Annotated in this window: 12 protein-coding genes; 11 read left to right on the top strand and 1 reads right to left on the bottom strand. The window is 69.1% G+C overall.

The annotated features are described in order from the left end of the window. Positions 1–16: 16 nt before the first annotated feature. The 5 genes from ACIQKA_RS00210 (at position 17) to tuf (ending at position 8,800) form a co-directional block, all read left to right on the top strand. Positions 17–3,916 (top strand): DNA-directed RNA polymerase subunit beta', encoded by a 3,900-nt coding sequence (locus tag ACIQKA_RS00210; protein ID WP_383152617.1) that lies wholly within the window; start codon positions 17–19, stop codon positions 3,914–3,916. Positions 3,917–4,444: 528 nt separating this feature from the next. Then, positions 4,445–4,816, top strand: a complete 372-nt coding sequence (gene rpsL / locus ACIQKA_RS00215) for a 30S ribosomal protein S12 (RefSeq protein ID WP_003948652.1) — start codon at positions 4,445–4,447, stop codon at positions 4,814–4,816. Between the two features lie 2 nt (positions 4,817–4,818). Beyond that, entirely contained in the window at positions 4,819–5,289 is a 471-nt protein-coding gene (rpsG, locus tag ACIQKA_RS00220; protein ID WP_015035567.1) for a 30S ribosomal protein S7, read from the top strand. A 39-nt stretch (positions 5,290–5,328) separates the two neighbouring features. Continuing rightward, on the top strand, positions 5,329–7,455 hold the full coding sequence (gene fusA, locus ACIQKA_RS00225; protein ID WP_383152616.1) for an elongation factor G: 2,127 nt from the start codon (positions 5,329–5,331) through the stop codon (positions 7,453–7,455). A gap of 151 nt (positions 7,456–7,606) precedes the next feature. Next, complete coding sequence (gene tuf, locus ACIQKA_RS00230; protein WP_026058274.1) at positions 7,607–8,800, top strand: elongation factor Tu; 1,194 nt, start codon at positions 7,607–7,609, stop codon at positions 8,798–8,800. A gap of 94 nt (positions 8,801–8,894) precedes the next feature. On the opposite strand, the gene ACIQKA_RS00235 is transcribed toward tuf, so the two are convergent. Beyond that, positions 8,895–10,886 (bottom strand): PIG-L family deacetylase, encoded by a 1,992-nt coding sequence (locus ACIQKA_RS00235; RefSeq protein WP_402539536.1) that lies wholly within the window; start codon positions 10,884–10,886, stop codon positions 8,895–8,897. Positions 10,887–11,193: 307 nt separating this feature from the next. Here ACIQKA_RS00235 and gdhA point away from each other — a divergent pair, with 307 nt between their 5' ends. From gdhA to rplB, 6 genes are all read left to right on the top strand, one after another. Beyond that, complete coding sequence (gene gdhA, locus ACIQKA_RS00240; RefSeq protein WP_383152614.1) at positions 11,194–12,561, top strand: NADP-specific glutamate dehydrogenase; 1,368 nt, start codon at positions 11,194–11,196, stop codon at positions 12,559–12,561. Positions 12,562–13,000: 439 nt separating this feature from the next. Further along, positions 13,001–13,309 carry a 30S ribosomal protein S10 gene (gene rpsJ, locus ACIQKA_RS00245; RefSeq protein WP_003948644.1) on the top strand — a complete coding sequence of 103 codons (309 nt, stop codon included), beginning with the start codon at positions 13,001–13,003 and terminating at the stop codon, positions 13,307–13,309. Between the two features lie 13 nt (positions 13,310–13,322). Next, positions 13,323–13,967, top strand: a complete 645-nt coding sequence (rplC, locus tag ACIQKA_RS00250; protein WP_383152613.1) for a 50S ribosomal protein L3 — start codon at positions 13,323–13,325, stop codon at positions 13,965–13,967. A gap of 7 nt (positions 13,968–13,974) precedes the next feature. Beyond that, a complete protein-coding gene (rplD, locus tag ACIQKA_RS00255; protein WP_062752778.1) occupies positions 13,975–14,625 on the top strand; it encodes a 50S ribosomal protein L4 in 651 nt (216 codons plus the stop codon). Next, positions 14,625–14,948 carry a 50S ribosomal protein L23 gene (gene rplW, locus ACIQKA_RS00260; RefSeq protein WP_030208983.1) on the top strand — a complete coding sequence of 108 codons (324 nt, stop codon included), beginning with the start codon at positions 14,625–14,627 and terminating at the stop codon, positions 14,946–14,948. Before rplD ends, rplW begins: the two co-directional genes overlap by 1 nt. A 39-nt stretch (positions 14,949–14,987) precedes the next feature. Further along, positions 14,988–15,824, top strand: a complete 837-nt coding sequence (gene rplB / locus ACIQKA_RS00265) for a 50S ribosomal protein L2 (RefSeq protein ID WP_030208986.1) — start codon at positions 14,988–14,990, stop codon at positions 15,822–15,824. Positions 15,825–15,835: the final 11 nt, after the last annotated feature.

Genomic DNA, 15,835 nt, shown 5'->3' on the forward strand with positions numbered 1-15,835 from the left:
GAGGGATTGACGCATAGTGCTCGACGTCAACTTCTTCGACGAGCTCCGGATCGGTCTGGCCACCGCTGACGACATCCGTCAGTGGAGCCACGGCGAGGTCAAGAAGCCGGAGACCATCAACTACCGCACGCTCAAGCCCGAGAAGGACGGACTCTTCTGCGAGAAGATCTTCGGTCCGACCCGGGACTGGGAGTGCTACTGCGGCAAGTACAAGCGCGTCCGCTTCAAGGGCATCATCTGCGAGCGGTGTGGCGTCGAGGTCACCCGCGCCAAGGTGCGCCGCGAGCGGATGGGCCACATCGAGCTCGCCGCCCCCGTCACCCACATCTGGTACTTCAAGGGCGTCCCGTCGCGCCTCGGGTACCTGCTCGACCTCGCCCCGAAGGACCTGGAGAAGGTCATCTACTTCGCGGCGTACATGATCACGTACGTCGACGACGAGCGCCGTACGCGTGACCTGCCCTCCCTGGAGGCGCACGTCTCCGTCGAGCGCCAGCAGATCGAGAACCGCCGCGACTCCGACCTGGAGGCCCGCGCCAAGAAGCTCGAGAACGACCTCGCCGAGCTGGAGGCCGAGGGCGCCAAGGCCGACGTGCGCCGCAAGGTGCGCGAGGGCGCCGAGCGCGAGATGAAGCAGCTGCGCGACCGCGCGCAGCGCGAGATCGACCGTCTGGACGAGGTCTGGTCGCGCTTCAAGAACCTCAAGGTCCAGGACCTGGAGGGCGACGAGCTCCTCTACCGCGAGCTGCGTGACCGCTTCGGCACGTACTTCGACGGCTCGATGGGCGCCGCGGCGCTGCAGAAGCGCCTGGAGTCCTTCGACCTGGAGGAGGAGGCCGAGCGCCTCCGCGAGATCATCCGCACCGGCAAGGGCCAGAAGAAGACCCGCGCGCTCAAGCGCCTCAAGGTCGTCTCCGCGTTCCTGCAGACCGCGAACAGCCCCAAGGGCATGGTTCTCGACTGCGTGCCGGTCATCCCGCCGGACCTGCGTCCGATGGTGCAGCTGGACGGTGGCCGCTTCGCGACCTCCGACCTGAACGACCTGTACCGCCGCGTGATCAACCGCAACAACCGCCTGAAGCGGCTTCTCGACCTCGGCGCGCCCGAGATCATCGTGAACAACGAGAAGCGCATGCTCCAGGAGGCCGTGGACGCCCTCTTCGACAACGGTCGTCGCGGTCGCCCGGTCACCGGTCCCGGCAACCGCCCGCTGAAGTCCCTGAGCGACATGCTCAAGGGCAAGCAGGGTCGTTTCCGTCAGAACCTGCTCGGCAAGCGAGTCGACTACTCGGCCCGTTCCGTCATCGTCGTCGGCCCGCAGCTCAAGCTGCACCAGTGCGGTCTGCCGAAGGCCATGGCGCTGGAGCTCTTCAAGCCGTTCGTGATGAAGCGCCTGGTCGACCTGAACCACGCGCAGAACATCAAGAGCGCCAAGCGGATGGTCGAGCGCGGCCGCACGGTCGTGTACGACGTCCTCGAAGAGGTCATCGCGGAGCACCCGGTCCTGCTGAACCGTGCGCCCACGCTGCACCGCCTCGGCATCCAGGCCTTCGAGCCCCAGCTGGTCGAGGGCAAGGCCATCCAGATCCACCCGCTCGTCTGCACCGCGTTCAACGCGGACTTCGACGGTGACCAGATGGCCGTGCACCTGCCGCTCTCCGCGGAGGCGCAGGCCGAGGCCCGCATCCTGATGCTGTCCTCGAACAACATCCTCAAGCCGGCCGACGGCCGCCCGGTCACGATGCCGACCCAGGACATGGTCCTCGGCCTGTTCTTCCTGACCACCGACGGCGAGCTGCGTGACACCAAGGGCGAGGGCCGCGCGTTCGGCTCCACGGCCGAGGCGATCATGGCGTTCGACGCCGGCGAGCTCGCGCTGCAGTCGCCGATCGACATCCGCTTCCCGGTGGGCACCATCCCGCCGCGCGGCTGGACCCCGCCGGCGCGCGAGGAGGGCGAGCCCGAGTGGCAGCAGGGGGACTCGTTCCGCCTGCGCACCACCCTGGGCCGCGCGCTCTTCAACGAGCTGCTGCCCGAGGACTACCCGTTCGTCGACTACTCGGTGGGCAAGAAGCAGCTCTCCGAGATCGTCAACGACCTGGCCGAGCGCTACCCCAAGGTCATCGTGGCGGCGACGCTCGACAACCTGAAGGCGTCCGGCTTCTTCTGGGCGACCCGTTCCGGCGTCACCGTGGCCATCTCCGACGTCGTCGTCCCCGAGGCGAAGAAGGAGATCGTCGCCGGGTACGAGGCGCAGGACGAGAAGGTCCAGAAGCAGTACGAGCGCGGTCTGATCACCAAGGAAGAGCGCACGCAGGAGCTCATCGCGATCTGGACCAAGGCGACCAACGAGGTCGCCGAGGCGATGAACGCGAACTTCCCCAAGACCAACCCCATCTTCATGATGGTCGACTCGGGTGCCCGAGGAAACATGATGCAGATGCGGCAGATCGCGGGTATGCGCGGTCTGGTGTCGAACGCGAAGAACGAGACCATCCCGCGTCCCATCAAGGCGTCCTTCCGCGAGGGTCTGTCCGTCCTCGAGTACTTCATCTCGACGCACGGTGCCCGTAAGGGTCTCGCCGACACCGCCCTGCGCACCGCCGACTCGGGTTACCTGACCCGTCGTCTGGTGGACGTCTCGCAGGACGTCATCATCCGCGAGGAGGACTGCGGCACCGAGCGCGGTCTGAAGCTGCGGATCGCGGCGAAGGACGAGACGGGTGTCCTGCGCAAGACCGAGGACGTCGAGACCTCCGTGTACGCGCGGATGCTCGCCGAGGACGTCGTCGTGGACGGCAAGGTCATCGCGCCGGCCAACGTCGACCTGGGCGACGTGCTCATCGACGCCCTGGTCAACGCGGGCGTCGAGGAGGTCAAGACCCGTTCGGTCCTGACCTGCGAGTCCGCCGTCGGCACCTGCGCGTTCTGCTACGGCCGTTCGCTCGCCACCGGCAAGCTGGTCGACATCGGTGAGGCGGTCGGCATCATCGCCGCCCAGTCCATCGGTGAGCCCGGCACCCAGCTGACGATGCGCACCTTCCACACCGGTGGTGTGGCCGGTGACGACATCACCCAGGGTCTGCCCCGTGTCGTCGAGCTCTTCGAGGCCCGGCAGCCGAAGGGTGTCGCCCCGATCTCGGAGGCGGCCGGCCGCGTCCGCATCGAGGAGACCGAGAAGACCAAGAAGATCGTCGTCACCCCGGACGACGGCACCGACGAGACGGCGTTCCCGATCTCGAAGCGCGCCCGTCTGCTCGTGGGCGAGGGCGACCACGTCGAGGTGGGCCAGAAGCTCACCGTGGGTGCCACCAACCCGCACGACGTGCTCCGGATCCTCGGTCAGCGCGCGGTCCAGGTCCACCTGGTCGGCGAAGTCCAGAAGGTCTACAACTCGCAGGGCGTGTCGATCCACGACAAGCACATCGAGATCATCATCCGGCAGATGCTGCGCCGCGTGACGATCATCGAGTCCGGCGACGCGGAGCTGCTTCCGGGCGAGCTGGTCGAGCGGTCGAAGTTCGAGCAGGAGAACCGTCGTGTGGTCACCGAGGGCGGTCACCCCGCCTCCGGCCGTCCGCAGCTGATGGGTATCACCAAGGCCTCGCTCGCGACGGAGTCCTGGCTGTCGGCCGCCTCCTTCCAGGAGACGACCCGAGTCCTGACGGACGCGGCGATCAACGCCAAGTCCGACAGCCTCATCGGCCTCAAGGAGAACGTCATCATCGGTAAGCTCATCCCGGCCGGTACGGGTCTGTCCCGCTACCGCAACATCCGGGTCGAGCCGACCGAGGAGGCCAAGGCCGCGATGTACTCGGCCGTCGGCTACGACGACATCGACTACTCGCCGTTCGGCTCGGGCTCCGGCCAGGCCGTTCCGCTGGAGGACTACGACTACGGTCCGTACAACCAGTAGGCGAGACGCACGACGCCGAGGGCGGTCATCCCGAGCACGGGGTGGCCGCCCTCGGCGGTTCCCGGGGCCCCTCGGCGGGTCCGGCGGGTGGCGCGGGCCCTTCCCGGCCCGGGAGGCGCCCGTGACCGCCCTCCCGGCCGCGGGAGGCCCCTCCGTCCCGGCCCTCCGCCGCCGGGAGGCGTACGCGGCCCTCCGGCGGCTTCCGTCCCGTGCCGTACGGGCGGACCGCCGGCCCCGGAGGACGGCGGGGGAGGGCCGCTCGTCGGGCCGTTCCCCGTCCCGATCATGTGCGCGTGGGCATTTGTTTTGACCGGAGTCCGTACGGTAGGTACGCTCAAGCCTTGTGCCTGGGGTGTGCCTGGGCTCGTGTGCGTGTCCTCAACCGCACGGCGAGTTCCGTACCGGCCACCGTGATCCGCGCTTCCTCCCGCCCTCGGCGGGGGTCCGCAGGATTCGACACACCCGACCGCGTGGGTCGGTGAATGTTCCAGGTTAGTTTGACGACGGCACACAGAAACCGGAGAAGTAGTGCCTACGATCCAGCAGCTGGTCCGCAAGGGCCGGCAGGACAAGGTCGAGAAGAACAAGACGCCCGCACTCGAGGGTTCCCCTCAGCGTCGCGGCGTCTGCACGCGTGTGTTCACGACCACCCCGAAGAAGCCGAACTCGGCCCTCCGTAAGGTCGCGCGTGTGCGTCTGACCTCCGGCATCGAGGTCACGGCCTACATCCCGGGTGAGGGTCACAACCTGCAGGAGCACTCCATCGTGCTCGTGCGCGGTGGCCGTGTGAAGGACCTGCCGGGTGTTCGCTACAAGATCATCCGCGGTTCCCTCGACACGCAGGGCGTCAAGAACCGTAAGCAGGCTCGCAGCCGCTACGGCGCCAAGAAGGAGAAGTAAGAATGCCTCGTAAGGGCCCCGCCCCGAAGCGCCCGGTCATCATCGACCCGGTCTACAGCTCTCCTCTTGTCACCTCGCTGATCAACAAGATCCTGCTGGACGGCAAGCGTTCCACCGCCGAGCGCATCGTGTACGGCGCCATGGAGGGTCTTCGCGAGAAGACCGGCCAGGACCCGGTCATCACGCTGAAGCGCGCGCTGGAGAACGTCAAGCCGGCCCTCGAGGTCAAGTCCCGCCGTGTCGGTGGCGCCACCTACCAGGTGCCGATCGAGGTCAAGCCGGGCCGCGCGTCCACGCTCGCCCTCCGCTGGCTCGTCGGTTACTCCCGCGCCCGTCGCGAGAAGACCATGACCGAGCGCCTCATGAACGAGCTCCTCGACGCCTCGAACGGCCTCGGTGCTGCCGTCAAGAAGCGTGAGGACACGCACAAGATGGCCGAGTCCAACAAGGCCTTCGCGCACTACCGCTGGTAGTCGCAACCCACATCGAGACCGAGAGAAGACTGAGCCGATATGGCTACCACTTCGCTTGACCTTGCCAAGGTGCGCAACATCGGCATCATGGCTCACATCGACGCGGGCAAGACGACCACCACCGAGCGGATCCTGTTCTACACCGGTGTCTCGTACAAGATCGGTGAAGTCCACGACGGCGCTGCCACGATGGACTGGATGGAGCAGGAGCAGGAGCGCGGCATCACGATCACGTCCGCCGCGACGACCTGCCACTGGCCGCTCGAGAATGTCGATCACACGATCAACATCATCGACACGCCGGGCCACGTCGACTTCACCGTCGAGGTGGAGCGTTCGCTGCGCGTGCTCGACGGTGCTGTCACCGTGTTCGACGGCGTGGCCGGCGTCGAGCCCCAGTCCGAGACCGTCTGGCGTCAGGCGGACCGCTACGGCGTTCCGCGCATCTGCTTCGTCAACAAGCTCGACCGCACCGGCGCCGACTTCCTGCGCTGCGTCGACATGATCGTGGGCCGCCTCGGCGCCACCCCGATCGTCATGCAGCTCCCGATCGGTGCCGAGGCCGACTTCCAGGGCGTCGTCGACCTGGTCCGCATGAAGGCGCTCGTCTGGTCCGCCGAGGCCAGCAAGGGCGAGATGTACGACATCGTCGACATCCCGGCCGAGCTGACCGAGCTGGCCGACGAGTACCGCGGCAAGCTGGTCGAGACCGTCGCGGAGAACGACGAGGAGCTCATGGAGCTCTTCCTCGAGGGCGTCGAGCCCACCGAGGAGCAGCTGTACGCGGCTGTCCGTCGCATCACCATCGCCTCCGGCAAGGGCGGCGAGACCACGGTCACCCCCGTGTTCTGCGGCACCGCCTTCAAGAACAAGGGCGTCCAGCCCCTGCTCGACGCGGTCGTGCGCTACCTCCCCTCGCCCCTGGACGTCGAGGCCATCGAGGGCCAGGACGTCAAGGACCCCGAGGTCGTCGTCCGGCGCAAGCCGTCCGACGAGGAGCCGCTGTCGGCCCTCGCGTTCAAGATCGCGAGCGACCCGCACCTCGGCAAGCTCACCTTCGTCCGGATCTACTCCGGTCGCCTGGAGGCCGGCACCGCGGTGCTGAACTCCGTCAAGGGCAAGAAGGAGCGCATCGGCAAGATCTACCGCATGCACGCGAACAAGCGTGAGGAGATCGACTCGGTGGGCGCCGGCGACATCGTCGCCGTCATGGGCCTCAAGCAGACCACCACCGGTGAGACGCTGTGCGACGAGAAGAACCCGGTCATCCTGGAGTCCATGGACTTCCCGGCGCCGGTCATCCAGGTCGCCATCGAGCCCAAGTCCAAGGGTGACCAGGAGAAGCTGGGTGTCGCCATCCAGCGTCTCGCGGAGGAGGACCCCTCCTTCCAGGTCCACTCGGACGAGGAGACCGGCCAGACCATCATCGGTGGCATGGGCGAGCTCCACCTCGACATCCTCGTCGACCGCATGCGTCGCGAGTTCAAGGTCGAGGCGAACGTCGGCAAGCCGCAGGTCGCGTACCGCGAGACGATCCGCAAGACCGTCGAGCGCGTGGACTACACCCACAAGAAGCAGACCGGTGGTACCGGTCAGTTCGCCAAGGTGCAGATCGCGATCGAGCCCATCGAGGGTGGCGACGCCTCCTACGAGTTCGTGAACAAGGTCACCGGTGGCCGCATCCCGAAGGAGTACATCCCTTCGGTCGACGCGGGTGCGCAGGAGGCCATGCAGTTCGGCATCCTGGCCGGCTACGAGATGACCGGCGTCCGCGTCATTCTTCTCGACGGTGGCTACCACGAGGTCGACTCCTCCGAGCTCGCGTTCAAGATCGCCGGTTCGCAGGCCTTCAAGGAGGCCGCGCGGAAGGCTTCGCCGGTCATCCTCGAACCCATGATGTCCGTCGAGGTCACCACGCCCGAGGACTACATGGGTGAGGTCATCGGCGACATCAACTCCCGCCGTGGCCAGATCCAGGCCATGGAGGAGCGCAGCGGCGCTCGCGTCGTGAAGGGCCTCGTGCCCCTTTCGGAGATGTTCGGCTACGTCGGAGACCTCCGCAGCAAGACCTCGGGTCGCGCAAGCTACTCGATGCAGTTCGACTCCTACGCCGAGGTTCCCCGGAACGTCGCCGAGGAGATCATCGCGAAGGCCAAGGGCGAGTAACTCTCCCGAGTTCACGCTTTAGGCTTGACACCAGACGCCGGGGCTCGGCCCCCGAAACCCGAGGAACCGGGCCCCGGCGGATGGCATCCCAGCAAAGATCACCTGGCGCCGATGAGCAAGGCGTACAGAACCACTCTCCAGGAGGACCCCCGTGGCGAAGGCGAAGTTCGAGCGGACTAAGCCGCACGTCAACATCGGCACCATCGGTCACATCGACCACGGTAAGACGACCCTCACGGCCGCCATTACCAAGGTGCTGCACGACGCGTACCCGGACCTGAACGAGGCCTCGGCCTTCGACCAGATCGACAAGGCTCCCGAGGAGCGCCAGCGCGGTATCACCATCTCGATCGCGCACGTCGAGTACCAGACCGAGTCGCGTCACTACGCCCACGTCGACTGCCCCGGTCACGCGGACTACATCAAGAACATGATCACGGGTGCCGCGCAGATGGACGGCGCCATCCTCGTGGTCGCCGCCACCGACGGCCCGATGCCGCAGACCAAGGAGCACGTGCTCCTGGCCCGCCAGGTCGGCGTTCCGTACATCGTCGTCGCCCTGAACAAGGCCGACATGGTGGACGACGAGGAGATCCTGGAGCTCGTCGAGCTCGAGGTGCGTGAGCTCCTCTCCGAGTACGAGTTCCCGGGCGACGACCTTCCGGTCGTCCGCGTCTCGGCGCTCAAGGCGCTCGAGGGCGACAAGGAGTGGGGCGAGAAGCTCCTCGGCCTCATGCACGCCGTGGACGAGTCCATCCCGCAGCCCGAGCGTGACGTCGACAAGCCGTTCCTGATGCCGATCGAGGACGTCTTCACGATCACCGGTCGTGGCACCGTCGTCACCGGTCGCATCGAGCGCGGCATCCTCAAGGTCAACGAGACCGTCGACATCATCGGCATCAAGACCGAGAAGACCACCACCACGGTCACCGGTATCGAGATGTTCCGCAAGCTGCTCGACGAGGGCCAGGCCGGTGAGAACGTCGGTCTGCTCCTCCGTGGCATCAAGCGTGAGGACGTCGAGCGCGGCCAGGTCATCATCAAGCCGGGTTCGGTCACGCCGCACACGAACTTCGAGGCCCAGGCCTACATCCTGTCGAAGGACGAGGGTGGCCGTCACACCCCGTTCTTCAACAACTACCGCCCGCAGTTCTACTTCCGTACCACGGACGTGACCGGCGTCGTGACCCTCCCCGAGGGCACCGAGATGGTCATGCCGGGCGACAACACCGCCATGAGCGTTGAGCTGATCCAGCCCATCGCCATGGAGGAGGGCCTCAAGTTCGCCATCCGTGAGGGTGGCCGGACCGTCGGCGCCGGCCAGGTCGTCAAGATCACTGCCTGATCCTGCGCTGACCTGGTGGCTCGCACGAGCCGCTGAGCAGTAGGGAGGAGCCCCGCACCGGAAGGTGCGGGGCTCCTTTCGCGTTCCCGGGCCCTTACGGCTTCCAGCTCCAGGGCCGGCCGTCCGCGCCGAGCCCCACCACGGTCGCCCCCCGCGCCCCCAGGTGCAGCGCGGCCGGGGCCGCCGCCGCGCCCCCCGCCGTGCGGACGAGGGTGCGGCCCCCGATCCGCACCGCCGCCCGGCCGCGCGGGTCCGTGCCGAGCAGGACGGTGCCGAGCGCCGCCGAACGCGCGGCGACCACCTCCCCGTACCCGTCGAGACCGGTGTCGCCGTCCGGGCCGAGCAGCCGGGCGTCCGCCGGCGGCCGGTGGAACAGCTCGCCGTCCGCGCTCGCCACCGCGGAGCCGGAGAGCGGCAGCCGCTCCGCCCGCTCCCGCCCGTCCACCCAGTGCCGCACGGACTCCCGGCCCGCCGCGTACACGTGGATCCGGCCCGCCGCGTCCACCGAGACGGCCGGACCGTCCTGGACCTCGGCGTCGCCGGGGAGCGTCCGCCACGGGCCCCAGGAGCCGTCCGCCGCCCGCACCCGGGTCGAGAGGCGCCTGTCCGCGTTCCGCACGAAGAGGTGGACCCGGCCGTCGGGGGCCGTGACGGCCGCGGGGGAGCCGAGCCGGCGCCCCCGGTCGTCCCCGCGCTCCGGGTTCCCCAGGCTCCGCCAGGCGAGGAACGGGCCGCCGGGGGACCGCTGTTCGAGGAGGACGACCTCCCGCCGGTTGGCGCCGCCGTGTCCGTCGAGCGCGGCGAACCGCACCCCGAGGAGCAGCACCCGGCCGTCGGGGAGGACCGCCGGGCCGAGCGCCGGGGCGAGGGGGCCGCCGCCGAGGTCCTCCGGCTCGCCCCAGACGCCGCTGCCGGGGGCCGACTCGCGCCGGCGGACCGCGCGCAGGCCCAGCACCCCGTACGCCGCGAGCCGGCCGTCCGGCTCCTCGGCGAGGGCCGGGCGGGCGCCGGGCCAGCGGTGGTGGGTGGAGCGGACCCAGCCCTTGCGGTTGGTCAGCGGACGGTCGCCGCCGACGCCGTAGTCGCCGCAGCCCGAGGGGTTCCCGCACTTCCAGGAGGGGTCGCCGCCGTACGGGACGAGGCGGGCGGCCTTCTCCTCCAGGACCTTCGGCGGGAGGTTCTTGGGCCAGTGGCGGTTGTAGTAGCCGCGGAAGGCCGTCGTGGTGAACGCCGGTATCGGCTCGCCGTCCCGCACCGCGTCCGAGACCCGGCGGCACAGCGCCGCCCAGGTGAAGCAGGCGACCGCCGTGTGGTCGCCGTGGTCCGAGTGGCCCGGCTGCTCGGAGTCCCGCCGCCGGGTGGCCTCGTCGCTGTGCTGGACGTCCGGGTCGGGGTCCAGGGTGTGCACGACCGTGGGCCGGTAGCGGGCGAGCAGTCCGGCGAGGACGCCGACGAGGCCGTCGTAGTCGTAGGTGTCCGCGCGGGTGACGGGGGAGCCGGCGGACAGGTGGGTCCGCAGCTCCAGGGCGCGGTCCTCCCAGAGCGCGGGCAGGGCCATGGGGCGGCGGGGGGTGTGCATCGGCAGGTTGAGGAAGACCAGCTCGACCCGGCGCCCGCCGTGCGCGAGGACGTCGGCCACGGCCCGCCGGCCGCCGGGGAGGGCCAGGACCCGCCGCCGCCACGGCGTGAACGGCGGCAGTCCGAGCGCCACCGCGTACGACTGGCGCAGCCCCTGGTGGCGGGCGGCGGAGTAGGCCGCCCGGTCCGGAGGGGCCTCGGGCATCCCCGCGATCCGGTTCACGCCGTTGTGCTCGCCGGCCGTCACGTACACGGAGACGAGCGGGACGCCCGCGTCGAGCAGCCGCTGCGAGTCCGGGTTCATGAAGTACAGGTCGTCGTCCGGGTGCGCGGCGAACTGCATCAGGAGCGCGCGGCCGGCCCGCGCCGAGGCGATCGGCTTCCCCGGCGCCGGGTCGGCGGTCGGCGCGCTCCGGCGCGGTTCCGGTACGGAGCACCCGGCGGCGGCCGCGGTGACGGCGAGGGCGGTGGCGAGCACCGCCCGTCGGCGGGGTCGGGTGTGCTGCACTGCGGGGCCCTTCGCTCGGCGGTCCCCTGGAAGACGGAAATCCGTGCGAAGGGGTTGTGCGTGTGCGAGAGGGCCGTGTGGGCGGAGGGAGGGGAGGGGCGTGCGGAGGGTCCGTGGCCGTCTCGGATGGCGGACCCCGGCGTCCGCTTACTGGTGCTTGCATTCACATGGATGTAACAGTGGGCACGGCGGCGGGGACGACGGAGTCCCGGAGCGGCCGTCCATCCCTCCCCGCGCGCGGCAACGGCGCCGAGCGCTCCCACCCGGTTCTCCGCCGGCGTACAGCCGTGCCAGAAGGGGGTTCCACGTGCCGAACCGACCCGACCCGCAGACCGCCCGCTCCACCCTCGACGCCCTCCGCGCCGAGATCGAGCGCCGCAACCCGGCGCAGCCCGAGTTCCACCAGGCCGTCCACGAGGTGCTCGACAGCCTCGCGCCGGTGCTCGCGGCCCGTCCCGAGTTCGCCGAACCCGGGCTCCTGGAGCGGCTCGTGGAGCCCGAGCGGCAGATCATCTTCCGCGTGCCGTGGCAGGACGACCGGGGCCGGACGCACGTCAACCGGGGCTTCCGCGTCGAGTTCAACAGCGCCCTCGGCCCGTACAAGGGCGGCCTGCGCTTCCACCCCTCCGTGAACCTGGGCATCGTCAAGTTCCTCGGCTTCGAGCAGATCTTCAAGAACGCGCTGACCGGTCTCGGCATCGGCGGCGGCAAGGGCGGCAGCGACTTCGACCCGCACGGGCGCAGCGACGCCGAGGTCATGCGGTTCTGCCAGTCGTTCATGACCGAGCTGTACCGGCACCTCGGCGAGCACACCGACGTGCCGGCCGGTGACATCGGCGTCGGCGGCCGGGAGATCGGCTACCTCTTCGGCCAGTACCGGCGGATCACCAACCGCTGGGAGGCCGGCGTCCTCACCGGCAAGGGCGCGGGCTGGGGCGGCTCCGCGATCCGCCCGGAGGCCACCGGCTACGGCAGCGTGCTCTTCGCGGCGGCGATGCTCCGCGAGCGCGGCGAGGACCTGGAGGGCCGGACGGCCGTCGTCTCCGGCTCCGGCAACGTGGCGCTGTATACGATCGAGAAGCTGCTCGCCCTCGGCGCCCACCCGCTCACCTGCTCCGACTCCAGCGGTTACGTGTACGACGACAAGGGCATCGACCTCGCCCTGCTCAAGCGGATCAAGGAGGTCGAGCGCGGCCGGGTCGCGGACTACGCCGAGCGCCGGGGCGCCTCCGCGCGCTTCGTGCCCGGCGGCCGGGTCTGGGAGGTCCCCGCCGACGTCGCCCTGCCGTCCGCGACGCAGAACGAGCTCGACGGGGACGACGCGGCGACCCTGGTCCGCAACGGCGTCAAGGCCGTCGCCGAGGGCGCCAACATGCCCACCACGGCGGAGGCGGTGCACCTGTTCCAGCGGGCCGGCGTCGCCTTCGGCCCGGGCAAGGCGGCCAACGCGGGCGGCGTCGCCGTCAGCGCCCTGGAGATGGCCCAGAACCACTCCCGCACGTCCTGGAGCGCGGAGAAGGTGGAGGCGGAGCTCGCCGGGATCATGACCTCGATCCACACCGCCTGCCACGAGACGGCCGAGCGGTACGGCGCTCCGGGCGACTACGTCACGGGGGCCAACATCGCGGGCTTCGAGCGGGTCGCGGAGTCGATGCTGGCCCAGGGCGTCATCTGACCCCCGGGTCCGACGGAGGGGCGCACGGCTTCGGCGCGTGCGCCCCGCGCATGGACCTACGTGACGTGGGGTACAGTCTTCGACCCCGATTGGCGGCGGGCTGGCCCGGTGTGGCAGACTGTCGGGGTTGCTCGGTTGAGTGCCGATGCTGCGCGCCTCCCGTCGGGAGGACCGGAAGCGAGTCCCACAGTACTCGTCGCCCCTCGTCAGGGGCGGACGTACGGGAATCTTCTGGGAAGCGTCAGCGGGGTACCGGCCAGGCGCTCGGTGGGTGTTCTGCCCCCGGCTCGCGGTTCTCGGGACCGCGCCCCCTTGGTTGGGAAGTCCTCAGGGACTTCTGCGTAGAGGGAGCGCGACACGCCCGACCGCGTGGGTCGGAGGCGGAGTCATGAGAGCCCCCGGGTCCAGAGCGTTACGAGACAAAGGACTACTAGTAGCCATGGCGGGACAGAAGATCCGCATCCGGCTCAAGGCCTACGACCACGAGGTCATCGACTCCTCGGCGAAGAAGATCGTCGAGACGGTGACCCGCACTGGTGCGTCGGTCGCGGGCCCGGTGCCGCTGCCCACTGAGAAGAACGTGTACTGCGTCATCAAGTCGCCGCACAAGTACAAGGACTCGCGCGAGCACTTCGAGATGCGCACGCACAAGCGCCTCATCGACATCCTCGACCCCACGCCGAAGACGGTCGACTCGCTCATGCGTCTCGACCTGCCGGCGGGCGTCGACATCGAGATCAAGCTCTGAGGTGACGCGCGAGATGGCTAAGAACATCAAGGGCATCCTGGGCGAGAAGCTCGGCATGACGCAGGTCTGGGACGAGAACAACCGGGTCGTCCCGGTGACCGTCGTCAAGGCCGGCCCGAATGTCGTGACCCAGGTCCGCACGAACGACAGCGACGGCTACGAGTCGGTCCAGATCGCCTTCGGCGAGATCGACCCGCGCAAGGTGAACAAGCCCCTCAAGGGTCACTTCGCCAAGGCCGACGTCACCCCGCGCCGCCACCTGGTGGAGCTCCGCACCGCTGACGCCTCCGAGTACACGCTCGGCCAGGAGATCACCGCCGAGGTCTTCGAGGCCGGCGTGAAGGTCGACGTCACCGGCAAGAGCAAGGGCAAGGGCTTCGCCGGTGTCATGAAGCGCCACAACTTCCGTGGTGGCAAGGCGTCGCACGGTGCCCACCGCGTGCACCGCAAGCCCGGTTCCATCGGTGGCTGCGCCACCCCGGGCCGTGTCTTCAAGGGCATGAAGATGGCTGGTCGCATGGGCAACGAGCGTGTGACCACCCAGAACCTGACCGTCCACGCCGTTGACGCCGAGAAGGGTCTGCTGCTCATCAAGGGCGCCGTCCCCGGCCCCAACGGTGGCCTCGTCCTGGTCCGCACCGCGGCCAAGGGGGTTTGAGGAACCGATGAGCACCATTGACATCCTTTCGCCGGCAGGCGACAAGGCCGGGACCGTCGAACTCCCCGCGGAGATCTTCGGCGCCAAGGTCAGCGTCCCGCTGATCCACCAGGTCGTCGTCGCGCAGCTGGCCGCGGCCCGTCAGGGCACGCACAAGACCAAGACCCGTGGCGAAGTCCGCGGCGGTGGCAAGAAGCCCTACCGCCAGAAGGGCACCGGCCGCGCCCGTCAGGGTTCGACCCGCGCCCCGCAGTTCGCCGGCGGTGGCGTCGTCCACGGCCCGCAGCCGCGTGACTACTCGCAGCGGACCCCGAAGAAGATGAAGGCCGCCGCCCTCCGCGGTGCCCTCTCGGACCGGGCCACGCACTCCCGCATCCACGTCGTCACCGGCGTGGTCGAGGGCGAGGTCTCCACCAAGGCCGCCAAGACGCTGTTCGGCAAGATCTCGGAGCGCAAGAACCTGCTCCTGGTCGCCGAGCGCTCCGACGAGGCCGCGTGGCTGTCCGCTCGTAACCTGCCCCAGGTGCACATCCTGGAGCCGGGCCAGCTCAACACGTACGACGTGATCGTCTCCGACGACGTGGTCTTCACCAAGGCCGCCCTCGAGTCCTTCGTGTCTGGCCCCCAGACCGCTGAGACCGAAGGGAGCGACGCCTGATGAGCGAGGCCGTCGTCACCAGCAAGACCTTCTCGGACCCGCGTGACATCCTCGTCAAGCCGGTCGTCTCGGAGAAGAGCTACGCCCTGCTCGACGAGAACAAGTACACGTTCATCGTCGCGCCCGGCTCCAACAAGACCCAGATCAAGCAGGCCGTCGAGGCGGTCTTCTCGGTCAAGGTCACCGGGGTCAACACGATCAACCGCCAGGGCAAGCGCAAGCGCACCCGCACCGGTTTCGGCAAGCGCGCCAACACCAAGCGCGCCATCGTGACCCTTGCTGAGGGCAACCGAATCGACATCTTCGGCGGCCCGACCGCCTGACGGCGGTCGAGTCGTCCGATATCGGACGAGGACTGAGAAATGGGTATCCGCAAGTACAAGCCGACTACGCCGGGCCGTCGTGGCTCCTCCGTAGCCGACTTCGTCGAGATCACGCGGTCCACGCCGGAGAAGTCGCTGGTCCGCCCCCTGCACAGCAAGGGCGGCCGTAACAACACCGGTCGTGTGACCGTCCGTCACCAGGGCGGTGGCCACAAGCGCGCCTACCGCGTGATCGACTTCCGTCGTCACGACAAGGACGGCGTGCCGGCCAAGGTCGCTCACATCGAGTACGACCCCAACCGCACCGCGCGCATCGCGCTGCTCCACTACGTGGACGGCGAGAAGCGCTACATCATCGCCCCCAAGGGTCTGACGCAGGGTGACCGCGTCGAGAACGGCCCCGGCGCGGACATCAAGCCCGGCAACAACCTGGCGCTCCGCAACATCCCGGTCGGTACCACGATCCACGCGATCGAGCTCCGTCCCGGTGGCGGCGCCAAGTTCGCGCGCTCGGCCGGTGCCTCCGTGCAGCTGCTGGCGAAGGAGGGCACGATGGCCCACCTCCGCATGCCCTCCGGCGAGATCCGTCTGGTCGACGCCCGCTGCCGCGCCACCATCGGCGAGGTCGGCAACGCCGAGCAGTCGAACATCAACTGGGGCAAGGCCGGCCGTAAGCGCTGGCTGGGTGTTCGCCCGACCGTCCGCGGTGTGGCGATGAACCCGGTCGACCACCCGCACGGTGGTGGTGAGGGCAAGACCTCCGGTGGTCGCCACCCGGTCTCCCCGTGGGGTCAGAAGGAGGGTCGTACTCGTTCGCCGAAGAAGGCTTCGAACAAGTACATCGTCCGCCGCCGCAAGACGAACAAGAAGCGCTAGGAGCGGGTTTA

It is taken from the genome of Streptomyces sp. NPDC092045, from assembly GCF_044756005.1.
Taxonomy (GTDB): Bacteria; Actinomycetota; Actinomycetes; order Streptomycetales; family Streptomycetaceae; genus Streptomyces.